22 protein-coding genes are annotated in these 26,178 nt (G+C 34.7%); 16 read left to right on the top strand and 6 right to left on the bottom strand.

The genetic code is table 11. The annotated features are described in order from the left end of the window. Positions 1-114 precede the first annotated feature (114 nt). Positions 115-1,524 carry an MBOAT family O-acyltransferase gene (locus LBU54_RS08775; RefSeq protein WP_224528420.1) on the top strand — a complete coding sequence of 470 codons (1,410 nt, stop codon included), beginning with the start codon at positions 115-117 and terminating at the stop codon, positions 1,522-1,524. Between the two features lie 2 nt (positions 1,525-1,526). After that, positions 1,527-2,471, top strand: a complete 945-nt coding sequence (locus LBU54_RS08770; RefSeq protein ID WP_224528417.1) for a hypothetical protein — start codon at positions 1,527-1,529, stop codon at positions 2,469-2,471. On the opposite strand, the gene LBU54_RS08765 is transcribed toward LBU54_RS08770, so the two are convergent. The 4 genes from LBU54_RS08765 to LBU54_RS08750 all read right to left on the bottom strand — a co-directional run bounded on the left by LBU54_RS08765 (position 2,458) and on the right by LBU54_RS08750 (position 8,924). After that, entirely contained in the window at positions 2,458-5,139 is a 2,682-nt protein-coding gene (locus LBU54_RS08765) for a DNA gyrase/topoisomerase IV subunit A (protein WP_224528415.1), read from the bottom strand. The two genes, LBU54_RS08770 and LBU54_RS08765, sit on opposite strands and share 14 nt — an antisense overlap. A gap of 32 nt (positions 5,140-5,171) precedes the next feature. Then, entirely contained in the window at positions 5,172-7,025 is a 1,854-nt protein-coding gene (locus LBU54_RS08760) for a DNA topoisomerase IV subunit B (RefSeq protein WP_224528410.1), read from the bottom strand. A gap of 144 nt (positions 7,026-7,169) precedes the next feature. After that, positions 7,170-8,264 carry a redox-regulated ATPase YchF gene (ychF, locus tag LBU54_RS08755; RefSeq protein WP_224528407.1) on the bottom strand — a complete coding sequence of 365 codons (1,095 nt, stop codon included), beginning with the start codon at positions 8,262-8,264 and terminating at the stop codon, positions 7,170-7,172. Positions 8,265-8,570: 306 nt separating this feature from the next. Continuing rightward, positions 8,571-8,924, bottom strand: a complete 354-nt coding sequence (locus LBU54_RS08750; protein WP_224528405.1) for a 4Fe-4S dicluster domain-containing protein — start codon at positions 8,922-8,924, stop codon at positions 8,571-8,573. A 70-nt stretch (positions 8,925-8,994) separates the two neighbouring features. On the opposite strand from LBU54_RS08750, the gene LBU54_RS08745 reads away from it, so the two are divergent. The 9 genes from LBU54_RS08745 to LBU54_RS08705 all read left to right on the top strand — a co-directional run bounded on the left by LBU54_RS08745 (position 8,995) and on the right by LBU54_RS08705 (position 17,489). Next, the gene (locus tag LBU54_RS08745) at positions 8,995-10,053 is read left to right on the top strand and encodes an acyl-CoA reductase (RefSeq protein ID WP_224528403.1); all 1,059 of its coding nucleotides are present in this window, start codon (positions 8,995-8,997) and stop codon (positions 10,051-10,053) included. Positions 10,054-10,125: 72 nt separating this feature from the next. Beyond that, entirely contained in the window at positions 10,126-11,187 is a 1,062-nt protein-coding gene (gene serC, locus LBU54_RS08740) for a 3-phosphoserine/phosphohydroxythreonine transaminase (RefSeq protein WP_224528401.1), read from the top strand. Between the two features lie 14 nt (positions 11,188-11,201). Continuing rightward, positions 11,202-12,152 (top strand): D-2-hydroxyacid dehydrogenase, encoded by a 951-nt coding sequence (locus LBU54_RS08735; protein ID WP_224528398.1) that lies wholly within the window; start codon positions 11,202-11,204, stop codon positions 12,150-12,152. Between the two features lie 103 nt (positions 12,153-12,255). Further along, the gene (locus LBU54_RS08730) at positions 12,256-12,891 is read left to right on the top strand and encodes a DUF937 domain-containing protein (protein ID WP_224528396.1); all 636 of its coding nucleotides are present in this window, start codon (positions 12,256-12,258) and stop codon (positions 12,889-12,891) included. Between the two features lie 189 nt (positions 12,892-13,080). Then, positions 13,081-13,518 carry a DUF6146 family protein gene (locus LBU54_RS08725; protein ID WP_224528393.1) on the top strand — a complete coding sequence of 146 codons (438 nt, stop codon included), beginning with the start codon at positions 13,081-13,083 and terminating at the stop codon, positions 13,516-13,518. A gap of 27 nt (positions 13,519-13,545) precedes the next feature. Beyond that, positions 13,546-14,040 carry a DUF6787 family protein gene (locus LBU54_RS08720; protein WP_224528390.1) on the top strand — a complete coding sequence of 165 codons (495 nt, stop codon included), beginning with the start codon at positions 13,546-13,548 and terminating at the stop codon, positions 14,038-14,040. Beyond that, entirely contained in the window at positions 14,037-14,381 is a 345-nt protein-coding gene (locus tag LBU54_RS08715; protein WP_224528387.1) for a hypothetical protein, read from the top strand. Before LBU54_RS08720 ends, LBU54_RS08715 begins: the two co-directional genes overlap by 4 nt. An 85-nt stretch (positions 14,382-14,466) precedes the next feature. Next, positions 14,467-16,905 carry a TonB-dependent receptor gene (locus LBU54_RS08710; protein ID WP_224528385.1) on the top strand — a complete coding sequence of 813 codons (2,439 nt, stop codon included), beginning with the start codon at positions 14,467-14,469 and terminating at the stop codon, positions 16,903-16,905. Positions 16,906-16,931: 26 nt separating this feature from the next. Beyond that, entirely contained in the window at positions 16,932-17,489 is a 558-nt protein-coding gene (locus LBU54_RS08705) for a type 1 periplasmic binding fold superfamily protein (protein ID WP_224528383.1), read from the top strand. Between the two features lie 46 nt (positions 17,490-17,535). On the opposite strand, the gene LBU54_RS08700 is transcribed toward LBU54_RS08705, so the two are convergent. Beyond that, the gene (locus LBU54_RS08700) at positions 17,536-17,802 is read right to left on the bottom strand and encodes a hypothetical protein (RefSeq protein ID WP_224528381.1); all 267 of its coding nucleotides are present in this window, start codon (positions 17,800-17,802) and stop codon (positions 17,536-17,538) included. A gap of 190 nt (positions 17,803-17,992) precedes the next feature. Between LBU54_RS08700 and LBU54_RS08695 the strand changes: the two genes are divergently transcribed. The 4 genes from LBU54_RS08695 (at position 17,993) to hutI (ending at position 24,059) form a co-directional block, all read left to right on the top strand. Continuing rightward, on the top strand, positions 17,993-20,449 hold the full coding sequence (locus LBU54_RS08695; protein ID WP_317196322.1) for a DUF5916 domain-containing protein: 2,457 nt from the start codon (positions 17,993-17,995) through the stop codon (positions 20,447-20,449). Between the two features lie 40 nt (positions 20,450-20,489). Beyond that, complete coding sequence (locus tag LBU54_RS08690) at positions 20,490-21,167, top strand: ABC transporter ATP-binding protein (protein WP_224528379.1); 678 nt, start codon at positions 20,490-20,492, stop codon at positions 21,165-21,167. 159 nt (positions 21,168-21,326) lie between these two features. After that, complete coding sequence (gene fumC, locus LBU54_RS08685; protein ID WP_224528699.1) at positions 21,327-22,724, top strand: class II fumarate hydratase; 1,398 nt, start codon at positions 21,327-21,329, stop codon at positions 22,722-22,724. A gap of 96 nt (positions 22,725-22,820) precedes the next feature. Continuing rightward, complete coding sequence (gene hutI / locus LBU54_RS08680) at positions 22,821-24,059, top strand: imidazolonepropionase (RefSeq protein ID WP_224528378.1); 1,239 nt, start codon at positions 22,821-22,823, stop codon at positions 24,057-24,059. Positions 24,060-24,114: 55 nt separating this feature from the next. On the opposite strand, the gene LBU54_RS08675 is transcribed toward hutI, so the two are convergent. Continuing rightward, the gene (locus tag LBU54_RS08675; protein WP_224528377.1) at positions 24,115-25,002 is read right to left on the bottom strand and encodes a chromosome partitioning protein ParA; all 888 of its coding nucleotides are present in this window, start codon (positions 25,000-25,002) and stop codon (positions 24,115-24,117) included. Positions 25,003-25,091: 89 nt separating this feature from the next. Between LBU54_RS08675 and LBU54_RS08670 the strand changes: the two genes are divergently transcribed. Further along, the gene (locus LBU54_RS08670; protein ID WP_224528375.1) at positions 25,092-26,108 is read left to right on the top strand and encodes a formimidoylglutamase; all 1,017 of its coding nucleotides are present in this window, start codon (positions 25,092-25,094) and stop codon (positions 26,106-26,108) included. Positions 26,109-26,178: the final 70 nt, after the last annotated feature.

Raw genomic sequence — 26,178 nt, 5'->3', positions numbered from 1 at the left:
TTTAATCAGATAAACTAAATTTCAAATTTATTCTGGTCACTATTTTTTACGATTAGTATATTCACCTTATAATGTTAGGAGTGTTATACCCAAATCTGTAATAAAGCTTAGCGCATGTTATTTAATTCAATTGAATTTTTAATTTTTTTCCCAATTGTCTTTATTCTTTATTGGTTTTTTAAATCTAGCCATAAGAAGCAGAATATTTTATTACTTATCTCAAGCTATGTTTTTTATGGATGGTGGGACTACAGGTTTCTTTCGTTAATAATCTTTAGTTCGTTTTTAGATTTTTATGTAGGAAAGAAAATTGAATCTTCTCCGAAGAAGGAAGAGAAAAAAAAATGGCTAATAGTTAGCCTTTGTTCCAACTTAGGATTATTAGGTGTTTTTAAATACTATAACTTCTTTGCGGATTCTTTTGCTGATACTATGTCTTTTATTGGATGGGAGGTAAATGATTTAACTTTAAACATTATTTTACCTGTTGGTATAAGTTTCTACACGTTTCAGACGCTAAGCTATAGTATTGATATTTATAGAGAAAAAATAAACGCCACCAAGAATATGGTTAGCTTTTTTACATTTGTAAGCCTCTTCCCTCAATTAGTGGCTGGACCTATTGAGCGCGCATCGAATTTAATACCTCAAATTGAACAAAACAGAAAACTAAATATTAGTCTAATAAAAACCGGCTTTTTACAAATATTTATTGGTTTATTTAGAAAGGTTGCAATCGCTGACAATTTAGGAGTTTATGTAGATTCTATTTATGCAAATTCCGATATTCATAATGCGACAACCTTGCTCATCGCTACAATTTTTTACGCTTTTCAAATTTATTTTGATTTTTCCGGCTATTCAGATATTGCCATTGGAAGTGCCAAACTCCTTGGATTTAAATTTAATCGTAATTTTAATTTACCCTACTTTTCGAGGACACTTACCGAGTTTTGGAGAAGGTGGCACATGTCACTTTCCTTCTGGCTCAGGGATTATCTCTATATTTCATTAGGGGGGAATAGAAAAGGAATTGTGCTTACATATAGAAATTTAATGCTTACCATGCTTTTAGGAGGTCTTTGGCACGGTAGCTCTTGGAATTTTGTAATCTGGGGTGGAATACACGGATTGTTCTTAAGTATTGAGAAATATATATTTTCTTCCTTAAAAATCTCAACCTTTAATGTGTTAGGTTATATCTATACATTTCTGGTTGTATTAATTGCTTGGATTTTCTTTAGAGCTCAAGATTTTGATACGGCATCATCAATAATCTCAAAAATTTTCGTATTGGATTTTGGTAGTTTATTTATTGGTAATTTAAATCAATTCGTTAATGGAATTCTTCTTCTGATTATTGGATTAATGATTGATTTGAAATTATTTAATGCTAAAATTGCATTGGAAGACTATGGCGATAAATACAATATTGTAAGACTTTCATTGATAATTTCAGTTGTCATATTAATGTTGTGCTTATTTTATTCTACCACTGAGAATTTTATTTATTTTCAATTCTAACCATGAATACCAGAATTATTAAAGAACTTATCAAGGTTGTAACAATGACAATAATTTTAAGCTTTGTCATTGATAAGATTGTGTTCCATACCTTAAATTGGATTAGCGATAAGGTTTATACGGGCCAATCGATAGGAAAATTAAATCAATTTTTACAGATAAAAGATAGCAAAGAAGTGTTAGTTTTCGGAAACTCTCGGGCTAACCATCATATCGATGTAAAGATATTGGGTAAAAGTGCTTACAATATGGGAGTTGACGGAACAGGTATTGCTTATAGCAGTGCACTTCTTAATACTTTAGAAAAAGGCACAAAACAATTAATTATTGTACACATTGACACAAAGAACTTCTTTGATAATTCTTATGACGGGTCAGATATAAAGGGATTAAAGATTAAATATAACAGAAATGAAAAAATCACCTCCTTTCTAAACTCATCTGGACATATTTCAATTATACAATCCTTTTACAAAAGCCTAAATTATAATGGGAAGGTAATTGGCATAATAAAGAATTTTTATAAACCTAATTATGACTATAAGACCTATAATGGCTACGATCCCTTGTTTGTAAATGAATCAGATGAAAAAGCCAGAGATTTTATTTTGAAAATAGAAGATGATCATAATTGTGAAAGAAAATATCAAGTAAATGAAATTGCTATGGATTATTTAAAAAAAATAAAGGTGATTTCAGAATCGAGCAAGAAACAATATTTATTTATCACCTCCCCAATTTATAACGATAAATGTAAAAAAGATAATGACATTTTAAAAGAAATAATGAAACAGCAAAATCTTCAATATATCGATTATACTGACTTCTTTAAAGGCAACAACAATAACCAATTCTGGAAAGATAAAACACATATGACACAATCTGGAGCTGAGAAATTTACTAATGAACTATTAAAACAAGTGCAGTTTGCCTCTAAAACAAACTAGCCTGTCCTGTGTCATCAACTTCAGGGTCTTCTCCATTATTATTATCAAGGTTCTTGTTTTCTGCAGGCTTACCATCTATTTCCGAATTAATGTTTGTAGTTAAGGTTTCTTCATCAACAACTTCGATATCATCAGCATGGACTTCCTCTGGTGCTTCATAGGGTAAAGGCTCCAATAAGTTGATTTGATTAATTTTTTCCTTCGTTAATTGATTGCCTAACGCAGTAATACCCTTAATTGCTATAAACTCTTCGAGGTTCAATTCCATGTTTGGTTTCCTATCCTTGCCGCGAACTTTAGTAAACTCTACGTCCGCCATAGGTCTCCAATCTGTAGAAACTATTTCCAATTGCGAATTTGGATGGTCTGAAATAAAAGATTCCTCTTTCCCTTCATTTTCAATTAAAAAACGTTTTACATAGTAACGTTCCTTTTCACCATCATAATATATTGCTGATACAGGTTTCTTTGGTATCCATTTTTCCAGAACAATCATATCACTATCAAAATGCGTTGTAAGTTCTGGAATAATCGTTTTTGTAATGCCAGATTGTGTGATAATTAACAATCTATCTTCCCCTCTAAATTCTCCAATTAGTTCTCCTCTACCATCAACATTTAGCCGTTGCACAGTGTCATCAAACCAAATTTTACGGGGTTTTAAGGTAGAAACACCTTTTTCTTTCAGTTCGATACGTTTGACAGAATATTTAGTAACTAAATTACCCTTTGACGCTCTTCCTTTTATAAGAATATCTGCAAAATCTAAATCCCATTTTAATTTTTTAATACTACCTACCTGTCTTAGCATTACAGTCACCACCTCTGCTTCTCCATTAGGGTTTGCCGAAAAATACCAAACTATAGAGTTCTTATTGCCATTTGTGAGGTCGTACTCTCTATCTCTTGTAATACTGGTAACGGCAAAACGTTTTACATATGAAGGACCTGCTTTACCGTCCCTGTAAATCATATTGTATATAGTACGCTTGTCTTTTTTCTTAAAAACAGCAACGTGAATTATATTTTTACCTACAAACGTTTTACTATCGACCTTAGTCACCATCATTTTACCGTCTTTAGTAAAAACAATTATATCATCTATATCACTACAGTCGCATACATATTCATCGCGTCTAAGTGAAGTACCAATAAAGCCTTCTTCCCTATTTACATAAAGTTTGGTGTTTCTTATAACCACTTTAGCAGCGTCAACATCATCAAAGACCCTTATTTCTGTTTTGCGCTCCTTTCCTTCGCCATAATCTTTTTTCAACCTTTCAAAATAAGCTATAGAATAGTCTATAAGATTGGACAGATTGTGCTTCACTTCGGCAATTTGATCTTCTAAAGCATCTATTTTTTGCTGCGCTTTATCAATGTCGAATTTTGAAATACGTTTAATTCGGATTTCTGTTAGGCGAACAATGTCCTCTTCGGTCACTGCTCTTTTTAAGTGTTTTATAAAAGGCTTTAATCCGTTATCTATTGCACTAATAACACCTACCCAGGTCTCTTCTTCTTCGATATCACGGTAAATTCTATTTTCTATGAAAATACGTTCAAGGGAAGCGAAGTGCCACTGCTCTTCAAACTCTCCCAATTTAATTTCCAACTCTTGCTTTAAAAGTTGAACCGTATTATCGGTAGAACGTCGTAACATTTCAGTTACTCCAACAAAGAAAGGTTTGTTATCTTCTATAACACAACCTAATGGCGAAATAGATGTTTCGCAATTCGTAAAGGCATAAAGTGCATCTATTGTTTTGTCTGGCGATAGTCCTGATGGTAGATGAATTAATATCTCAACTTCTGCCGCTGTATTATCTTCAATACGTTTAATTTTTATCTTACCCTTATCATTGGCCTTTAGAATTGAATCTATAAGTGTAGAGGTTGTTGTACCATATGGTATTTCTGTAATGACTAGAGTATTCTTGTTAAGTTGAGAAATCTTAGCTCTTACCCTGACCTTTCCACCTCGCATTCCATCATTGTAATTCGAAAAATCTGCTATACCGGCAGTTGGGAAATCTGGGACTATAGTAAATCGCTTACCTTTTAAATGTTTTATGGAAGCATCTATTAGCTCAATAAAATTGTGAGGTAATATTTTTGTAGATAATCCAACAGCAATACCCTCACCACCTTGGGCCAACAGTAATGGAAACATTACAGGCAAATTAATTGGTTCTTTTCGCCTACCATCATATGAGGCTTGCCATTCTGTGATTTTAGGATTATAAACTACATCTAATGCAAATTTGGAAAGTCGAGCTTCAATATATCTTGAAGCCGCTGCTCTATCGCCAGTTAAAATATTTCCCCAGTTACCTTGCGTATCTATTAGGAGATCTTTCTGGCCAATTTGAACCATGGCATCAGCAATACTGGCGTCTCCATGTGGGTGATATTGCATCGTGTGACCCACAATGTTTGCTACCTTATTGTAGCGTCCATCATCGAGGTCCTTCATCGCATGCATAATTCTGCGCTGTACTGGTTTGAAACCATCTTCAATGGCTGGCACAGCACGTTCTAAAATAACATAGGAGGCATAATCCAGAAACCAATCTTTGTACATACCAGTTACTTTGGTGATGGTTTCTTGTGGCTCCTGATTCTGTTGGCTATTTATGTTTTCTTGTTCTTCGTTTTCTTCTGACATAAGTCTTACTTCGCAACTTTAGTGTAGTAATGTTAATCCTCTACAACATCTAATTCAACCTTAAGATTTTCAATGATAAACTCTTGTCTGGACGGCGTATTTTTGCCCATATAGAAGGAGAGTAATTCTTCAATAGACATATCTTTATCTAACATTACAGGATCTAAACGAATGTCCTCACCAATAAAATGCTTAAACTCATCGGGTGAAATCTCACCTAATCCTTTAAATCGCGTAATTTCTGGTTTTGGTTTTAATTTTTCAATGGCATTCCTGCGTTCTTCTTCGCTGTAACAATAAATTGTTTCTTTTTTATTCCTCACCCTAAATAGTGGTGTTTGCAAAATATAAAGATGGCCCTCTTTAATGACCTCAGGGAAAAACTGCAAGAAGAAAGTAATTAGTAGTAACCGAATATGCATTCCATCTACGTCAGCATCAGTCGCGATTACAATATTGTTGTAACGAAGATCTTCAATTGACTCTTCAATATTCAATGCGGCCTGTAGAAGATTGAATTCCTCATTTTCATATACTATCTTTTTACTAAGACCATATGAATTTAAGGGTTTACCTTTTAGGCTGAATACTGCTTGTGTATTGACATCACGCGACTTTGTAATACTACCTGAAGCAGAATCTCCCTCTGTTATGAACAATGTTGTTTCTAAATTTCTTTCGCTTTTAGTATCTCCAAAATGTATACGACAGTCTCTTAACTTTTTATTATGCAAACTTGCCTTCTTTGCTCGTTCTTTGGCTAATTTTCTAATACCAGACAATTCCTTTCTCTCACGTTCTGCCTGTAAAATCTTTCTTTGGATTTTTTCGGCGGCATCAGGATTCTTATGAAGGTAGTTATCTAAATAACGTTTTACAAAATCGTTAATATAGGTTCTTACGGTAGGTAAATCACCACCCATATCTGTTGAGCCCAGCTTTGTTTTCGTCTGACTTTCAAAAACAGGCTCCATTACTTTTATCGCAATGGCTGCAACTACAGATTTCCTTACATCGGAGGCATCATAATTTTTTCCATAGTATTCTCTAATCGTTTTTACAATTGCCTCTCTAAATGCGGATAAATGTGTGCCACCCTGAGTTGTATTTTGGCCGTTTACAAACGAGTGATACTCTTCACTGTATTGTGTTTTGCTATGGGTTATGGCAACTTCAATATCTTCACCTCTCAAGTGAATGATTGGATATAAAAGATCAGAGTCTGATATATTCTCCGAGAGTAAATCTTTTAGACCATTTTCAGAGTAGTATTTTTCGCCGTTAAAAACAATTGTAAGTCCAGGGTTAAGATATACATAGTTTTTCAACATCTTAACTACATACTCGCTTCTGTACTTGTAGTTTTTAAAAATTGAGCTGTCTGGAATAAAAGAAACTTTTGTTCCTTTTCTTCGTGAGGTTTCCTCCAACATTTCTTTGTTCGTAAGATTTCCCAACTCAAATTCTGCGGAAGCCGATTTGTTATCCCTAGTAGATTCTACTCTAAAATATGTTGAAAGTGCATTAACAGCTTTAGTACCCACACCATTAAGTCCAACTGACTTTTTAAATGCCTTGGTATCGTACTTACCACCTGTGTTCATTTTTGAAACCACATCTACAACCTTTCCAAGTGGTATCCCTCGCCCATAATCTCTTACAGTAACACGTTCGCCTTGGATAGAAATCTCAATGGTTTTTCCCGCACCCATCACAAACTCATCAATTGAGTTATCTAAAACTTCTTTCAGTAAAATATAAATTCCATCATCAGGCGATGATCCATCACCCAATTTCCCGATGTACATACCAGGACGCATCCTGATATGCTCCTTCCAATCGAGTGAACGTATATTTTCTTCAGTATAATTAGACTGTGATGCCATAAAATTTAGGACAAAAATTTAGATAGAGCGCTAATATAACACTATACTAAATAAATTGAAATACGGTTTTACTAAAGTAATTAACAATTAAAAGGCCAATGTTGTTGAGAACGTTGGCCTTTATTTCTGTACTATTGAAGTCTTTTATACATTAAACAGGAAGTGCATTACATCACCATCCTTTACAATGTAATTCTTACCTTCTACGCGCATTTTACCAGCCTCTTTGACTTTAGCTTCACTACCATAATTTACATAGTCATTATAATTTATCACCTCCGCCCTAATGAATCCTTTTTCAAAATCCGTGTGAATTACACCTGCCGCTTGAGGTGCTGTAGATCCGACAGTTACAGTCCATGCTCTTACCTCTTTAGGCCCTGCAGTAAAATACGTTTGCAGGTTTAATAATTTATAGGCAGCTCTAATTAATTTAGCAGAACCCGGCTCATCCAGTCCAATATCCGCAAGAAACATTTGACGCTCCTCATAATCATCGAGTTCATTAATATCTGCTTCTGTACCAACTGCCAACACTAAGATCTCCGCTTTTTCATCTTTTACGGCCTCACGTACCTTGTCTACATAAGCGTTGCCGCTAGTAGCTGATGCTTCATCAACGTTGCACACATACATTACTGGTTTATCTGTAATAAACTGTAAAGGCTTTACATAGTCCGCATAATCCTCGTCAGTAAAATCTAAAGCTCGTACCGAGGCTCCTGTTTCCAAGCCGTTTTTAATCTTTAAAAGTACTGCTTGTTCAGCCTGCGCCTCTTTATTTCCAGTATTGGCAGCACGCTTTACCTTATCTAATTTTTTTTCTGCTGTTTCTAAATCCTTGAGCTGAAGTTCCATATCAATAGTTTCCTTGTCCCTTATGGGGTCCACAGAACCATCTACATGTACTATATTATCGTTATCAAAACAACGTAAAACATGGAGAATGGCATCGGTCTCACGTATGTTAGCTAAAAACTGGTTTCCGAGACCTTCACCTTTACTGGCTCCTTTAACCAAACCTGCGATATCTACAATTTCTACAGTAGCAGGCACAACTTTTTCTGGATTAACAAGTTTTTCTAAAGTGGTAAGTCTTTGATCTGGCACATTTACAACACCAATATTTGGTTCTATCGTACAAAACGGAAAGTTTGCACTTTGCGCCTTTGCATTTGACAAACAATTAAAAAGAGTTGATTTTCCAACATTGGGTAATCCTACAATTCCAGCTTTCATGTATTAATAAATTTTGCGAGTGCAAAAGTATTAAATACCGTAAGAATTGGTACTATTTATAATGTAATAAATTTTAACTTTTCAGTTTAACGATGCGTCGTAAGTTTTTAGCACCCTAAATTCCATCATTTCATGTCCAAAATAACGTCTGAGATACCACAACTGTAAAACGTTTAATGCAATATATGAAATTTGAATTGGCAGCTATGAAAAGTGAAATAGATTCGTTTCCAAATTAACTTTTAAAAAAATATTAAACCCGAAGTTATCGACTTCGGGTTTATCAATGTCTACTTTGCATATTGCTTAATCTTCTGGATGCATAAAGCGTTGTTTGCCCAACAACTCCTCCTCTGTTTCGACAATATCTTCGTCAGGCACACAGCAATCCACTGGACAAACTGCTGCACATTGTGGTTCTTCATGAAATCCCATGCACTCTGTACATTTGTCTGGAGCGATGTAGTAAATCTCATCACTTATGGGTTCTTGAGTTTCGTCCGCATCAACTTCTTTACCATTTGGTAAAACCACTTTACCTGTAAGGCTAGTGCCATCAGAATACCTCCAATCGTCTGCACCTTCATAGATAGCAGTATTGGGACATTCCGGCTCACAGGCCCCACAATTTATACATTCATCTGTAATTATAATTGCCATAATAGTTTTTCTTTTCCTTAATTTTGCAATCGTAAAAATAAAACCTGTAAGGCTTTTTACCAAACACTGTATGGATTTACAACAAAGAATTAACGCTTTTGTTAAATTAGGGCTGTTTTTAGGCCAATTTTCTAAAAATGACAATGAGAAAAACGATTCTCTTGAAGCTAATGATTTGTTTTATGATGGCTTTAAACATCAAATTAAATTAGCAAGGGAACATAATGGTTGGTTTACTGATGACAATATTTATTTCGCATTAGATTCATGGTCTAATGCATTGATTCATAGAAAAATTAACAAGTGGTTAAGTAAGTATAGCTTTAATAGTAATGCGTTAAAATGCGTAGCCATAATTATGGCTGGAAATATTCCTTTGGTAGGCTTTCACGATTTTATTTCTGCACTAATCTCTGGACATGACATATTAGTGAAACAGTCATCTAACGATAGACACCTCCTCCCTTACTTGACCAAATATCTGGAAACAATTGAACCAGGATTTAAAGGTAAAATCAAGTTTACTCAAGAAAAGCTCACAAATTACGATACTGTTATTGCAACTGGAAGCAATAATACAGCACGCTATTTTGAATATTACTTTAAAGACAAACCCGCCATAATAAGAAAGAACAGAAACTCCGTGGCAGTACTGCAAGGCAATGAGTCAATCGAGGAGCTTGAGGCTTTATCTAATGATATTTTTAGATACTATGGTTTAGGATGCAGAAGCGTTTCCAAATTATTTGTCCCAAAGGACTACAATTTCGATACTTTTTTTAGCGCAGTATACAAATGGCATCCTATAATTCATGAAACCAAATACGCAAATAATTACGACTACAATAAGGCAGTTTATTTAATGAGTGAATTTGATATGCTTGAGAATGGGTTTTTAATGCTAAAAGAAGATAAAAGTTATGCCTCGCCAATTGCAACAGTGTTTTACGAATTTTATGAAAATGAAGAATCACTGAGAGAAAAACTAAAAAAGGATAAAGATAGCATTCAGTGTATCGTCTCAAAGGATTTTATTGACGGAGAGGTGGCCTTTGGAGAAACGCAAAAACCAGAGCTATGGGATTATGCAGACAACATTGATACTGTTGAATTCTTGTTAAAAACATAGAATAAAAATTATCAATTTGGTAATGTTAAATCATTAATAAATTAGCATTTTTGTACGTCTAAAAATTCAATCATGAAAAAACATAATTTTAGTGCAGGTCCGTGTATTTTGCCAAAGTCTGTAATGGAAAAAGCTGCGCAGGCAGTATTAAATTTTGATGATGGTTTATCGCTTCTAGAAATTTCTCATCGTAGCAAACCATTTGTTGATGTAATGGAGAAAGCGAGATCCTTAGCACTAGAATTGTTAGATCTTGAAGGAAAAGGATATAAAGCATTGTTTCTACAAGGTGGTGCAAGTACCCAATTTTTAATGGTTGCGTTGAATATGCTTGAAAAAAGAGCAGGTTATCTAAACACTGGTACCTGGTCTGATAAAGCCATTAAAGAAGCCCAAATTTATGACGATATTTATGAAGTGGCTTCTTCAAAAAGCGCGGGCTATAATTACATTCCGAAAGGGTATGATATTCCGGAAGATTATGATTATTTCCATTGCACATCTAATAATACCATTTTTGGAACACAAATAAAGGAATTTCCAAATTCCCCAATTCCAATGGTTTGCGACATGAGTAGTGACATCTTCTCTAGGCAATTAGATTTTTCCAAATTCGATATTATTTACGCTGGCGCTCAGAAAAATATGGGCCCAGCTGGTGCAACCTTAGTTGTAGTTAAGGAAGATGTACTTGGCAAAGTATCTCGTAAAATTCCTTCTATGATGGATTATAAAGTACACATTAATAAAGGGAGTATGTTTAACACACCTCCAGTATTTGCTGTTTATGTATCTATGTTAACAATGGAATGGTTAAAAGATCTTGGTGGAATAAAGGCCATCGAAGAAGAAAATGAGAAGAAAGCACGACTAATCTACTCTGAAATTGATTTAAATCCATTATTTAAAGGCTATGCAGTAAAAGAAGACCGTTCTATAATGAATGCAACTTTTACACTAGAGAATGAGAACTTAAAGGAAACTTTTGATGCAATGTGGAAAGAAGCAGGGATAAACGGATTAAATGGCCACAGGAGTGTTGGCGGTTACAGAGCATCGATGTACAATGCCTTGACACTAGACAGTGTAAAAGCTCTAGTTGAAGTGATGAGTGAACTAGAACGTAAAGCGTAATAAAAATTTAAAAAATGAAAGTATTAGCAAATGACGGTATTTCGCAAAGTGGTATAACTGCCCTTGAAAATGCAGGTTATGAAGTGTTAACAACAACAGTCGCGCAAGAGCAACTTCAAAATTATATCAATGACAATACTATTTCAGTATTATTGGTTCGTAGTGCCACCAAGGTAAGAAAAGATATCATAGATAACTGTCCAAGTCTCAAAATCATTGGCCGAGGTGGTGTTGGCATGGATAATATTGATGTAGAATACGCAAGAGAAAAAGGAATCCATGTTATAAATACACCCGCAGCGTCATCGCATTCGGTAGCAGAGCTCGTGTTTGGGCATTTCTATGGCTTGGCAAGATTTCTTCATAACGCGAATAGAGATATGCCCTTAGAAGGCGATAAAAATTTTAAAAGCCTTAAAAAAGCTTATGCAAAAGGTGTTGAATTAAAAGGTAAAACACTTGGTGTTATAGGATTTGGTCGTATTGGACAAGCAACAGCTAAAATAGGTATTGGCGCTGGAATGAATATCGTAGCGTTTGATCCATTTATTGATGCAGCAGAATTAGAACTTGATTTTTTTGATGGTCAAAAAGTTAGTTTCAACATTAAAACAGTTTCTAAGGAGGATGTTTTAAAACAAGCTGATTTTCTCACATTGCACGTCCCAGCACAAAAAGACTATGTTATTGACGAGTCTGACTTCAAGATGATGAAAGATGGAGTTATAATCGCAAACGCTGCACGTGGTGGCGTGGTCAATGAAGTAGCATTAGTAAAAGCAATTGAAAGTGGCAAGGTTGCTCGTGCTGCACTCGATGTTTTCGAGAAAGAGCCACAACCGGAAGTTCAGTTATTAATGAATTCTTCATTATCTCTAACCCCACACACTGGTGCCGCAACTAATGAAGCACAAGACAGAATTGGTGTAGAATTAGCAGATCAAATAATCAGTATTTTGGGATAATTTTATATTAAAGTGTGACTTTACAGAAACAAATGAGTCCTAATTATGTATTGGGACTTTTTTGTACCTTGAAATCAAATTATTAATCATAAAAAATATAAAAATGTCAGGAATTTTAGACTTATTAAACAGTGACCTCGGTAAAACAATTATTAATGGTGTTTCCGGTTCTACAGGAAATGATGCAAATAAAACAAGTAGCGTACTAACAATGGCGTTGCCTGTCTTAATGAAAGCGATGGAACGTAATGCATCAACAACCCAAGGAGCACAAGGTCTCATGGGCGCATTAAACAGTAAGCACGATGGAAGTATTTTAGATAATCTTGGAGGTCTATTTGGTGGTGGCGTTAACGAGGAAGTTAAAGTCGATGGTGCTAAAATTCTTGGCCATGTACTTGGAGGAAAACAACAAGGTGTACAACAAGTAATTGGACAAAAAGCCGGTATAGATGCTGGTTCTGTTGGTGACATATTAAAAGTGGCCGCTCCTATTTTAATGGGAATGCTTGGTAAGCAAGCGCGTCAAAATAATGTTAGCTCCGAAAGTCAATTAACTGGATTAATTGGTGGCATGCTTGGCGGTAATGAAACTAGAAACGAACAAAGTTTCTTGGAGAGCATTCTAGACGCAGACGGAGATGGTAGTGTTATTGATGATGTTGCGGGAATGGTCTTAGGTGGAAGCAAGAAAAAAAGTGGATTAGGTGGCTTACTAGGAGGTTTATTTGGTAAGTAATGTTTCATTACATTGATAATTTCAAAGTAGTTCTTTTTGGACTACTTTTTTTGTTTATCCTTTTCAGAATTTACAATAGACTCATTGAAAGGTCTTATATACTAATTATAGTTTGATAAAGGAAAATAGATTGGGTTAGTTTGTTTACTATATCGTAATTCTAATCTTAATTCAATATCTTTAACAGTTATGAAAAAGCTATTACATTTTGCACTAATAATCTCTCTTTTTGCCAGTTGCAAAACCTATGAAATCAAGCAAATTATCAACCACGATAACGAAGATCCACTAGTTAAAACCGATACGGTTTCTATTAGTAGTGATGAAACCGATTACGAAATTATAATTATCGAACCTGGTTTTAGACAATGGTTAATGGGTACCGCAAGACCGAGAGGTTTTCATTCGCAGGAATTTCTTGAGTCCAGAAATGCCTTATTAGTGCAATCATGGAATCAAAGGAATCTTCAGCCTCAAGTTTATGATCCAAGTCTTTATGAATTACGAATTGACTATGATGTAAACACGGATTATGGATACGAAGTAAATTATTTACTCTATAATTATTTTGTCTATTTTCAAATAAAATATAATCAACAATTAACGTCTTTCATTCCTAGAATTTAATGTAATTTTGCACTGCAAAATTGATGTATGAAGAAGTTTAAGGAGAGATGGGAAATACAAGAAAATTGGCAACTTATATTCCCTTTTTTTGGTTTGGTGGCATTAATATATTCTGCATTTAGAATTTCAAAAGTGGTGTTTGAAGATATAAATTTTGTTGTTGTACTTGCATCTACAGCAGTCCTAAGCTATATCTTATTAAAATTTACTTTGTTTTTGTTCAAAAAGCTGGAAAACAGATGGATTTTGGACTACCGTTGGGAAATGATTAGAGTCTTTATTGTTTTTGCAATAACAGGGTCATCTTCAATGTTTGTTGGTAGACCAATCATAAAGCTAATTGGAATTACTAAAGAAAACTTAAACCCTCTGCTCTACTGGATTTTATTTATTATCATTGGCCTTGTTTTTTATCAAATTCTTTTAGTTACTTTTGGTTGGCTTTTTGGTCAGTTTCAGTTTTTCTGGGAATTTGAAAAAAAAATGCTGAAACGAATAGGTTTTAAACGCTTTTTAGAGTGAACAACAAAACAAACATATCACTGCTTAGCAAAGTTGCAGCTACCCTTTTAGTACTTGCTGTATTAATGCCTTCTGCCGTTAAGTTGTTCCATACATTTAATCATCATGAACATTTTGTTTGTAATGAAGATGGTAAGAACCACAGCACCCATATCCATAAATTAGATTTCGATTGTGAATTTTATAAGTATAAACTTAATAATGGCTTTTATACTTTTCTCCAATCGCATGAAGAATTTGAAGCAAATGACTTTGTTAAGACAAATCTGTCTTATTATTTCTTTTTAAGAACACATCAGCAAGATACGTCTTACCTCAGAGGACCTCCCTTCTATGTTTAGTCAATCGAATTATCTAAAACACTAAACACAAATTAAATAAGGTGGTTTTAAATGCCTTATTTGCAACAACACAAATATTTCGTTAATGAAATACTATAGTCTTATAGTACTTTTTTCATTTTGCTCTTTTTCTATAGCGCAGAAATGCGATGCGGTCTTTTTAGGTGAGCTTAAAGATTTTCACGACAATACACCTTTAAATGGTGCTACCATTTTTATAAGGAGTTTAAATAAATATACCTCTTCAGACATAAATGGTAAGTTCAAAATTGAAAATCTTTGTAATGGCGAATTAACGTTGGTCATAACCCACCTTGCTTGCGAGACAAAAACCGTAACCTACAACATTACGGGAGATATGTTTCAAAGCATAGCGCTAGAACATCATATTGAAGCGTTAAATGAGGTTTCTGTTAAAGCTGTTGTAGACAAAAAAGAAACTAAAACAGCCCAAGAGACAATCATTAAATCCGGTACCTTAAGACGGTATAGCAATCTAAGCATTGGTGATGCACTCAAGGAAGTGCCTGGTGTTTCATCAATAAATACAGGAAATACCATAGTAAAACCAATTATTAACGGCCTTTACGGTAGTAGATTGTTGATTTTAAATAATAATGTACGCTTACAAGATCAAGAATGGGGTGTTGAACATGCACCAAATATTGACATTAATAGTGCAAATAGAATCTCTGTCATTAAAGGATCTGGTGCGCTTGCCTACGGTGGTGATGCGGTTGGTGGTGTTATTGTAATTAATCCTGCACGTACAATTCTCAAAGATTCTCTTTTTGGAAAAACCATCGTTAGCGGACAAACGAATAGCAGAGGACTTAGCGTAAGTACAATATTGAACAAATCTTTTTCTTCCGGATGGTTTGCTAATATTCAAGGTTCGCTAAAGCGTAACGGAGATTTTGAAGCGCCAGATTATATGTTAACTAATACTGGACTGCGATCCAATGGTATAACATTGCAAGGAGGTAAAAAGACCTTTGAAAGTGGTTTTGAAGTGTTTTACAGCTACCTATTCAATGAGATTGGTATTTTAAGATCTTCGCACATAGGTAATATATCAGACCTTGTAAATGCAATAAATTCACAAAAACCACAGGTTATTGACGATTTTGGCTATGACATCAACGCACCAAAGCAAGAAGTAACACATCATTTATTTAAAGCGACGTATTACAAACGTTTTAAAAATTTTGGAAAAATAAATCTGCAGTACGACTACCAAAACAATCAACGTTTTGAGTTTGATATCCGTGTTGGTGACGATAGAGATAAACCGGCACTAGATTTAAATCTTCAAACTCATACCCTTTTGGCAGATGTTCAGCTTGATGCAGATCTAAACCGTAAAACCAATTTTGGTCTTATGGGAAGATATCAGGATAATTTTGCTAATCCTGATACAGGAATACGCAGATTAATACCAGATTACGATAAATATGATTTTGGTGCTTACTTAACTTCTGAGTGGATACTAAATGAAACATTTACGTTAGATGCAGGCCTCAGATACGATTTTAATAGAATTGACTCAAAAAAGTTTTATCGAACTAGTAGATGGGAAGAGCGTGGCTATGATAATGACTTTCAAGACATTATAATTGCCTCTGTATATGGAACTGATATTGTTTATGGTGTGATTGATCCTGATGCATCAGATTATTTGACAAATCCTGTTTTTAATTTTCATAATTTCTCAGCTTCTGCAGGTGTTAGATATAACTTAAATGAAAACAGTTACTTACTTGGTAATTATAGTTTGTCAAGCAGACCTCCTAATGTATCAGAATTGTTTAGTGACGGCTTACACCATTCTGCTGCGAGAATTGAGTTAGGTGATTTAAGGCTAGACCAAGAAATTTCTAATAGAATTGCATTGAGCTATAAGTTAGAGCAGTCTAATTTTGATCTATTAATTGAAGGCTATTACAATAGGATAAGTGATTTTATTTACCTGAGACCTACTGGTGTTGAACAGACTATAAGAGGTGCTTTCCCTGTATGGGAATTTCAACAGACGCAGGCAGAATTATTCGGCATAGATGTAGCATCAAATCTAAATTTCAACGACAATTTTACCTGGAGAAACAAGTCCTCATATATTAAAGGCAATGATTTAAGTTTAGGTATAGACCTTATTGATATGCCAGCCTTTAATACCATAAACACATTATCATACCGAAATGAAAAATGGAATAATTTCTCTGCCAACTTAACCTCTGAGTGGGTTTTTGAGCAAAAGGATTTTCCTGATTTTAATTTCGAAGCTTTTGTGCCAACAACAAATGAAACAGTTTTAGTAGATATTAGCACACCACCGCCAGCATATCACTTACTACATTTTTATAGTGATGTTTCATTTAATATAAGTGCAAAAACAAATATGAATATAAGTCTGAATATCAACAATGTATTCAACATAAATTATAGAGCTTACTTAAACAGACTACGTTATTTTGCTGATGACTTAGGAAGAAATATAACATTACAATTACAAATTAATTATTAACAAAAACCCAATTAAATTTTTAAATTATGAAAACGTTTAAACACCTTTTACTTTTATTTTTAAGTATCGGACTTTTTACAGCTTGTAGCGATGATGATGATCCAGTAGCAGTGAATGAAGAAGAAGTAATCACAACAATGACATTGAGTTTACAGGCCGTAGGTGGTGGTGCGCCTATAATTTTCCAATCACGTGATGCTGATGGTGATGGTCCAAATGCTCCGGTCGTAACGGTAAGCGGTCCATTGGCGGCCAACACTACTTATGGTGGTGAAATTGAATTCTTAAATGAATTAGAATCTCCAGCTGAGGATATCACTGAGGAGGTTTTAGAAGAAGATGATGAGCACCAGGTATTTTATAGTTTCACAGGTGGTTCAGGAACTTCTTTCAATTACAACGATAGTGATGGTAATGGGAATCCAATAGGCGTGAGTATTACATTAGCTTCTGGAGCAGCTGCCGTAGGAAACACATTAACTGTTGTTTTAAAGCATGAACCAACAAAACCAAATGATGGCACAGCTGCCGGTGGTGGCGGAGAAACAGATATTGAAGCTACGTTCACTTTTGATGTAAACTAAGCGAGTATCCTTATTAGTAAAAAAAGCACTCTAAGGAGTGCTTTTTTTATGTTTTCTTAATAACTGTTTTAGGTTTTAAAACATAAGTGTAGAGCCACATTAAAGTAAATGTTGGTATTATATCAAAAAACGGTAAGGCCTCTTCAATAAATGAAATGACTGCAGCTATTTTACCATCCCTTCCTTTATAAAGTTTAGTCATAATATAGGCAGATAACGGTGCCCAAATAAAATCAAAAGGTGGAAATACATAAGACACGTAACCAAGTATATCACAAATAATGCTGATAGCTAAAATTTTATTTTTATTCATTTGTAACAAATTAATTCATTATTTACTTAGCAATAAGTATTCCAAAGGAAATCTGACTGACAAAAGGTTCATTTTCTGTTAACATCCCTTAAACCTTTTTAACGTTTACTTAAGAGCTTATACTTATATGTAAATGTAGCTTTGCAGCCAATAATTATAACTAACAGTTTTCCTTGTAAAAAAATCTACTTTGTTTCAAGCCAAAATTCCTTTTAGTTCACTACTTCTTCTCATTTGCCTGGTATTTACAATGGAATTTATCAACGGTCAAGACAAAAAGACATTAAACATTTCACGAACAAAAAAAGCTCCCAAAATTGATGGCAATTTAAATGATGAAGCGTGGCAAAATGCTGAGGTCGCAACAGATTTTATTCAGTTTAGGCCTGAAATTGGAAATCCACTACCCAAATCTAAGCGGACTGAGGTTAAGGTAACTTATGACGATAATGCAATTTATGTTGCAGCTTATCTCTATGATGATCCAAATTTAATTATGAAACAATTGGTAAATCGTGATAATTTTGGACAAACAGATTTCTTTTTAGTGGTTTTGAATCCGAACAACGATGCCCAAAACGATACCAGTTTTTTTGTTTTTAGTTCTGGCCAACAGGCTGATGCTATTTCTAACCCCAGCATAGGTGAAGACTTTAGCTGGAATGCTGTCTGGAATAGTGCAGTAAAACTAAAAGATGATGGTTGGACTGTTGAAATCCAAATTCCATATAGAACATTACGTTTTGCCGACCAAGAAGAACCTACCTGGGGTTTACAGTTTCACAGGCAATTTAGACGCGATAGAGCCCAATATACTTGGAATCCTATTGATCCTACAAAGGGTTATATCGGGTTATATCATGGTGAGTTAAAGGGATTGGATAATATCAAACCGCCTGTAAGATTAAATCTCTACCCGTTTACCACTGGCATATTAGATAGTTTTGATGGAGCAACGGAATCTGATTTACGTTTTGGAATGGATGTTAAGTATGGTATAACAGACAATTTTACATTAGATGCAACATTGATTCCTGATTTCAGCCAGGCAGGTTTTGATAATGTTGAATTAAATCTAGGTCCTTTTGAACAGACCTTTTCAGAACAGCGCCAATTCTTTACTGAAGGTGTAGATTTGTTTTCAAAAGGAGGTTTGTTCTTTTCAAGACGAATTGGAAATGGACCTTCAGGACAAATAACGTTAGAGCAAAATGAAACACTTGACAAACCAGACCAAGTAAAAGTACTTAATGCACTAAAAGTTTCTGGCCGCACTAAGGACGGTTGGGGTTTAGGTATTCTCAATGCAATTACAGAAAAAACTTTTGGAACAATTACCAACGATGAAACTGGCGAAAAGCGACAAACCGTTGTAGAACCCTTCACAAACTACAACATATTGGTGGTGGATAAACAATTTGGAGGCAACTCTGCGATTAGTCTTATAAACACCAACGTTACGCGCGAAGGTGAGTTCAGGGATGGTAATGCTACTGCGTTAGTCGCTAATCTGGTGAATAAAAAGAATACCTACAGGCTCGATACCGAATTGCGTATGAGCAATGTTAACTACCAAAACGCGCCATTGGAAACAGGGTTTAGCAGTTTTTTTCGTGTTGGGAAAGTTGCTGGTAATTTTCGTTATAGTTTTGACCACAGGTTTGCAGATACCAAGTACGACATTAACGATATGGGTTTAAACCTAAGGAACAACAGAAATGATTTTGGTATTGATTTCTCTTATGAAACCTTTGAGCCTTCAGGACGTTTAAACAGTTACAGATTCAATTTTTTTAGTAATTACAGAAGATTAGTAGATCCAAATACCTTCGCTCGGTTTAACTTAGGCGGTGGTTATAGAGCCTTTACAAGAAAACTAGATGCTTATGGGTTTAGACTAAATATCCAACCAGGAAAACAATACGATTTTTTTGAATCTAGAGATGGTAGACCTTTCATTTTTGAAAATTCAGTGAGCACAGGAGGTTGGGTATCTACAAATTACAATAGAATCTTCGCTATTGATGTTAGAGCAAACATTGCAACACTATTTGAAGAAGGACGTGATCTTTTTCGTTATGATTTTGAGATTGAGCCACGTGTTAGATTTTCTGATAAATTGCTACTTGTCTACGGCTTAAATTTTGAGTTCAGAAATGGTGATCGTGGCTACGCGGCAAATATAAACGACACACCAATTCTAGGTGAACGTAATAGGCAGATTGTTACAAATACAATTTCCGGCAATTATACCTTTAATCCATTTCATAGTCTTGGCTTAACCTTTAGACATTACTGGGATACCGTTAAATACGATTATGACATGTTTACCTTATTAGATAACGGAAGATTAACCACTGCAGAGGGTTATAATGTGGAGAATATAGGTGGCGATCCAGATATTAATTTTAGTACTTGGAATGTAGATTTAACCTATTCATGGCAGTTTGCTCCAGGGAGCTTTCTAACAGCTTTATATCGAAATCAGCTTTTTAATTTCGATGAGAATGCAAATGATAATTTTACTGAAAGCTTAGATTTATTGTTTCAACAACCAATTCAAAATACATTCTCTTTAAGAATACAGTATTTTATTGACTACAATGGTTTAAAGTCTGTTTTCAAAAAGAAACAAACCACCTCTTAAAATTGTGCAATTACACATTTAGTATTACTTTCACCTTTGCATGGCAAAAACGGTTATTTCAGCAAAAGACATAAGGAAATCCTTTAATGATTTAAAGGTATTAAAGGGCGTAGACATTTCGATTAAGGAGAGTGAGGTTGTTTCTATTGTTGGTGCTTCAGGTGCAGGTAAAACCACGCTTCTTCAGATATTGGGTACTTTAGATAAACCTGATTATACACCACAAACCGAATTGGTTATAAATGGTAAATCTATTAAAGCCCTTAGTGATAAAGAACTTGCAAAGTTTAGAAATAAAAATATCGGGTTTATTTTTCAATTCCACCAATTATTACCAGAATTCACAGCTTTAGAAAACGTATGTATACCGGCATTTATTAACAATACGCCAAGGGAAAGTGCAGCACAGAACGCTAAAGAACTATTAGAGTATTTGGGACTAGGTGAACGTTTGCACCACAAACCAAACAGTATGTCTGGTGGCGAGCAACAAAGAGTTGCCGTGGCAAGAGCCCTAATTAATAATCCAAATATCGTTTTTGCTGATGAACCTTCAGGAAATCTTGATAGTGAATCTGCAGGACAACTTCACGAACTTTTTTTTAAACTTAGAGATGAGTTTAAACAAACCTTTGTCATTGTAACACACAACCAAGAGCTCGCTAACATGGCAGATCGTAAACTAACTATGGTCGATGGAAAAATTATGAATCCATAAAGACAACATTGATTCTTAAATTTGTAAAATTTAGGTTGATAAAGGCAAAAATTAATTCTTCATCTTTCGTAATTAAATCCTAAATAAAATGATATTCTTCAGTATTTAAAAGTTTCTAAATCTGTAATTTTGCACTGCTTTATTTAAAATAATCACATGATGAATTACAGAATAGAAAAAGACACAATGGGCGAAGTAAAAGTGCCTGCAGATAAAATTTGGGGTGCACAAACCGAACGTTCTAGAAACAACTTTAAAATTGGTGCTCCTGCATCCATGCCTTTAGAAATCGTTCATGGTTTTGCTTACCTAAAGAAAGCCGCTGCTTACGCTAATTGTGAACTTGGAGTTCTCTCTAAAGAAAAAAGGGATTTAATAGCTCAGGTTTGTGATGAAATTCTAGACAACAAACACAATGATCAATTCCCATTGGTAATTTGGCAAACAGGATCTGGTACTCAAAGTAATATGAACGTTAATGAGGTTGTTGCCAATAGAGCACACCAATTGGCAGGTAAGGTCATTGGTGAAGGCGAAAAAACCATTCAACCAAACGATGATGTAAATAAATCGCAATCTTCAAACGACACCTTCCCTACTGGAATGCATATTGCTGCCTATAAAAAGGTTGTTGAAACAACAATTCCTGGAGTAATTCAATTACGTAATACACTGCATAAAAAGTCATTGGAGTTTAAGGACGTTGTAAAAATAGGACGTACCCATTTAATGGACGCAACACCGTTGACACTTGGTCAGGAATTTTCCGGTTATGTTTCCCAATTAGACCATGGTTTAAAAGCATTAGAAAACACACTTGCCCATCTGAGCGAACTGGCACTTGGTGGTACTGCAGTTGGTACTGGACTCAATACACCGCAAGGGTATGATGTATTGGTAGCAAAGTATATTGCAGAGTTCACTGGACTTCCGTTCATAACAGCCGAAAATAAGTTTGAAGCCCTTGCAGCACATGATGCCATCGTAGAAACTCACGGTGCACTCAAACAAATTGCTGTATCATTAAATAAAATTGCTAATGATATTAGAATGATGGCGTCTGGACCACGATCCGGTATTGGAGAAATTATAATTCCAGCCAATGAACCAGGAAGTTCTATTATGCCAGGAAAAGTCAATCCAACGCAATGTGAAGCGTTAACAATGGTCTGTGCTCAGGTTATGGGCAATGATGTTGCTGTTAGTGTTGGTGGAACCCAAGGACATTATGAATTAAATGTTTTTAAACCCATGATGGCAGCAAACATATTACAATCGGCTCAATTAATTGGTGACGCCTGTGTAAGTTTTGATGTTAATTGTGCTAGTGGCATTGAACCAAATCATGCCGTGATTAAGCAATTATTAAATAACTCGTTAATGCTAGTTACAGCTTTAAACACGAAAATTGGATACTATAAAGCCGCAGAAATTGCAAATACAGCACATAAAAACGGAACAACACTTAAAGAAGAAGCGATTAATCTCGGTTATGTAACAGCCGAAGAGTACGATGAATGGGTTAAACCAGAAGACATGGTAGGTAGCTTAAAATAAAATTAATAGTAATTTGAAGAAAACGCTACTTAGTTGAAAGTAGCGTTTTTTTTTATGAAAAAAAATAATAATCTTTACATATAACCAACTAATTAAATGTCTATACTAATAACCAACATAAAACAGTTACTTCAAGTTCATGATCACAATGTTACCATAGTAAAAGGTACTGACATGAAACACTTATCGGTATTAGAGAATGCCTATTTATATATTGAACACGATACAATTATTGAATATGGTAAGATGGAAGACTACCATCCGATAGATGCAGAAAAGACTGTTGATGCAACTGGTAAAATTGTATTACCCTCGTGGTGTGATTCTCATACACATCTTGTCTATGCCGGTGATAGGACAAGTGAATATGTTGATAGAATTAATGGGCTTAGTTATGAAGAAATTGCCGCTCGTGGTGGCGGCATTTTGAATTCCGCAAAAGAACTTCAAAATACATCTGAAGAGGATATTTACGATCAATCCATTGCGCGCCTCGATGAGATTATAAGGATGGGGACAGGTGCAGTTGAGATTAAAACGGGTTATGGTCTTTCTGTTGAAGCAGAACTCAAAATGCTTAAGGTTATAAAGCGTATAAAACAAGATACCTTAGCCTACATAACGCCTACCTTATTGGCTGCACATGCCATACCTCAAAAGTACAGGAAAAACAAAGAAAAATATATAGAACAAATTACTCAGGAATTAATCCCGAAAGCTAATGCTTTAAATATTTCCCATTTTATTGATGTATTTTGTGAGGAGGGTTACTTTGATATTGATGATTTAGAAATCATCTTAAAAGCAGGTAAGGCGAACAACTTTAGACCAAAAATTCATGTAAATCAATTTAACAATTTAGGTGGCGTTGCAATTGGTGTTAAGCATAATGCTTTATCTGTTGACCACCTGGAATTACTGAGCGATAAAGACATTAAAGCCTTGAAGGGAAGTTCAACAATGCCTGTCGCACTTCCAGGATGTTCATTTTTTCTTGGTATACCATACACACCTGCAAGAAAACTCATTGATGCTGGCCTACCCCTTGCAATTGCGTCAGACTACAATCCTGGTTCTGCACCAAGCGGTAATATGAATTTTATTGTTGGTGCAGCTTGTGCAAAATTAAAACTAACACCCGAAGAAGCAATAAATGCAGCGACAATAAACGGTGCTTATGCTATGGGTATAAGTAATATGTACGGGAGTGTAACTAGAGGGAAAAAAGCTAATTTTATTATCACAAAACCTATGAATCATTATAGGGAAATACCTTATTCTTTTGCACATAATCCAGTAGAACAAATTATCATTAACGGTACGTTACTAGAATAAAAAATCCAGAAGTTTCCTTCTGGATTTTTAGCTATTAATCAATTTGAATCAACTACTACTTCAACACAAATTCTGAAGCAGAAATCAACTCTTTATCGTTAAATACATTTACTCTATATCTTCCTTCTTCAAACTTAGAATCATCCGTGGCACTTATGTACTCACAAATATCCAAGTTTCTATTCTCATAATTAAAACGACTAATTAGGCTATAATTTAAGACTTGGTCTTCAAATTGCACCTGCCCGTTGGATCCAAGTACATTATTTTTTGGATCTATAACTTGTACGTAAAGCTCTTTATCGCCAGCTTCTGTTAACGTGTTTTTTGCCACTGTAAAGCAAATTTTAATTTTATCACTACGTCTAGCACGTTCAGTTGGTATTTGTTTACCGCTTCGTCTTTCAATTACACCAAGCCCTTTAAGTCCAACTGTTTGTAAAGAAGCTGCACCTTCCACTACATTAGCTAATTCAGTATTTTGAACCAAAAGTGAATCTGTAAACATTGTACGCTCCTTTAATTGTACTTGCGTGCTATCTAAAGAAACTGCTAGCAATTCATTTTCAACCTTTAAACGATCGTTTTCTTCTAATAAAATTTCCATTTCCTCTTGTAGTGCCAGGTATTTCTTTCTATAACGCCATAGGCTATTTACGCTGTTTTGGGATACTTTTAAAGAATCCATTAAATCCTGAATACGTGCCCTTGCATCAATTAAATCTTGGTTTGTTCTTTCCCCCTCTGCAATTGCGGCATCATAATCTTTTGCCATATTGCTCAGATCTTTCATGACCTGTTGCTTTTCACTAATTAAAACGCGTTCTGTTTCTTGTTTGTCGCTGTAAAGTTTTGAGGCATAAAATGCCGTTCCTAAAAATAAAACCAATAGTATCCCTAAACCAACTTTAAGACCGATACTGGATTTTTGTGAACCTTCCATAAATTATGTTTTTAAGTTATTGTTAATCCTTGTTATATCACTTTAAAGATAAAATAAAAATGTACATTTATCTCTAAACTTTACACCTTATGAAAAATCTTGTTTTGTTTACAAACAAAGACCGAGATTCTCTCGTAAATTCCCGTAGAGGTGAAACAAAATTTGGCGAACAAGTTTCATTATTACCAAACCTCACTACCATATACGAGGATATCTGCAGTTTAGATGTCGAGTTCGTAATTTTTGGTATTGCCGAAGATTTTGGAGTTCGAGCCAATCATGGGCAGAAAGGAACAAAAAAAGCATGGCAATCTGGGCTAAAATACTTCTTAAACACGCAATACAATACTTTTAATAATGCAAATAAAATTGCCATATTAGGTCACTTAGAATATATTGAATTGGAAAAAGAAGTCAAGGATTTAGATCTGACAAAAAAGAAGTCAATTTTAAAGCTCAGGAAATTAGTCGAAGAAATTGACAAAGATGTTAGCTATTTAGTTTCATGTATTATTAAAGCAGGAAAAATACCAATTATTATTGGTGGAGGTCATAACAACGCTTATGGCATTATAAAGGGTTGTGCCTTGGCTTTAAATAACAAGATCAATGCAATTAATTTTGACGCACACTCAGATTTTAGGCCAGAAGAGGGTCGTCATAGTGGTAACGGTTTTAGTTATGCCTATGCCGAAGGCTTTCTAAAACGTTACTTCATTTTTGGGCTTCATGAAAATTACACTTCTCAGACGCTTTTAAAAACAATCAAAAAACTCAAGGATATTCAATTTAATACCTTTGAAGCTCTTGAGATTAGAAAAGAACTTAATTTTGAAGACGCTTGTGGTTCTGCTCAGGAATTTGTTTCGAAGGATTCTTTTGGTATAGAAATAGATTGTGATGCAATTGAAAATATGCCTAGTAGCGCAATGACGCCCTCTGGTTTTACATTAAATCAAGCCCGACGTTTTGTTCATTTTTTTGGCAGCAACAAAAAGGCAATCTATCTACATATATGTGAAGCTTCTCCAAGTAAAAAAACCTACACACAAGTTGGTAAAGCTATTAGTTATTTAATTACAGATTTTGTAAGAGCTCGTAGTTAGAATATACAAGCCTCTCAAAATCTGTATTATTATTATTATATAGTTCTTACTATCTGGTTAATTCTATAAA

Source organism: Winogradskyella alexanderae, from assembly GCF_020166335.1.
Classification (GTDB): domain Bacteria; phylum Bacteroidota; class Bacteroidia; order Flavobacteriales; family Flavobacteriaceae; genus Winogradskyella; species Winogradskyella alexanderae.
This window is presented reverse-complemented; position numbering and strand designations above follow the sequence as displayed.

Coding starts and splice junctions, on each gene's coding strand:
- LBU54_RS08775 (WP_224528420.1), top strand. CDS start 115: ATGTTATTTAATTCAATTGAATTTTTAATTTTTTTCCCAATTGTCTTT.
- LBU54_RS08770 (WP_224528417.1), top strand. CDS start 1,527: ATGAATACCAGAATTATTAAAGAACTTATCAAGGTTGTAACAATGACA.
- LBU54_RS08765 (WP_224528415.1), bottom strand. CDS start 5,139: ATGTCAGAAGAAAACGAAGAACAAGAAAACATAAATAGCCAACAGAAT.
- LBU54_RS08760 (WP_224528410.1), bottom strand. CDS start 7,025: ATGGCATCACAGTCTAATTATACTGAAGAAAATATACGTTCACTCGAT.
- ychF (WP_224528407.1), bottom strand. CDS start 8,264: ATGAAAGCTGGAATTGTAGGATTACCCAATGTTGGAAAATCAACTCTT.
- LBU54_RS08750 (WP_224528405.1), bottom strand. CDS start 8,924: ATGGCAATTATAATTACAGATGAATGTATAAATTGTGGGGCCTGTGAG.
- LBU54_RS08745 (WP_224528403.1), top strand. CDS start 8,995: ATGGATTTACAACAAAGAATTAACGCTTTTGTTAAATTAGGGCTGTTT.
- serC (WP_224528401.1), top strand. CDS start 10,126: ATGAAAAAACATAATTTTAGTGCAGGTCCGTGTATTTTGCCAAAGTCT.
- LBU54_RS08735 (WP_224528398.1), top strand. CDS start 11,202: ATGAAAGTATTAGCAAATGACGGTATTTCGCAAAGTGGTATAACTGCC.
- LBU54_RS08730 (WP_224528396.1), top strand. CDS start 12,256: ATGTCAGGAATTTTAGACTTATTAAACAGTGACCTCGGTAAAACAATT.
- LBU54_RS08725 (WP_224528393.1), top strand. CDS start 13,081: ATGAAAAAGCTATTACATTTTGCACTAATAATCTCTCTTTTTGCCAGT.
- LBU54_RS08720 (WP_224528390.1), top strand. CDS start 13,546: ATGAAGAAGTTTAAGGAGAGATGGGAAATACAAGAAAATTGGCAACTT.
- LBU54_RS08710 (WP_224528385.1), top strand. CDS start 14,467: ATGAAATACTATAGTCTTATAGTACTTTTTTCATTTTGCTCTTTTTCT.
- LBU54_RS08705 (WP_224528383.1), top strand. CDS start 16,932: ATGAAAACGTTTAAACACCTTTTACTTTTATTTTTAAGTATCGGACTT.
- LBU54_RS08700 (WP_224528381.1), bottom strand. CDS start 17,802: ATGAATAAAAATAAAATTTTAGCTATCAGCATTATTTGTGATATACTT.
- LBU54_RS08690 (WP_224528379.1), top strand. CDS start 20,490: ATGGCAAAAACGGTTATTTCAGCAAAAGACATAAGGAAATCCTTTAAT.
- fumC (WP_224528699.1), top strand. CDS start 21,327: ATGAATTACAGAATAGAAAAAGACACAATGGGCGAAGTAAAAGTGCCT.
- hutI (WP_224528378.1), top strand. CDS start 22,821: ATGTCTATACTAATAACCAACATAAAACAGTTACTTCAAGTTCATGAT.
- LBU54_RS08675 (WP_224528377.1), bottom strand. CDS start 25,002: ATGGAAGGTTCACAAAAATCCAGTATCGGTCTTAAAGTTGGTTTAGGG.
- LBU54_RS08670 (WP_224528375.1), top strand. CDS start 25,092: ATGAAAAATCTTGTTTTGTTTACAAACAAAGACCGAGATTCTCTCGTA.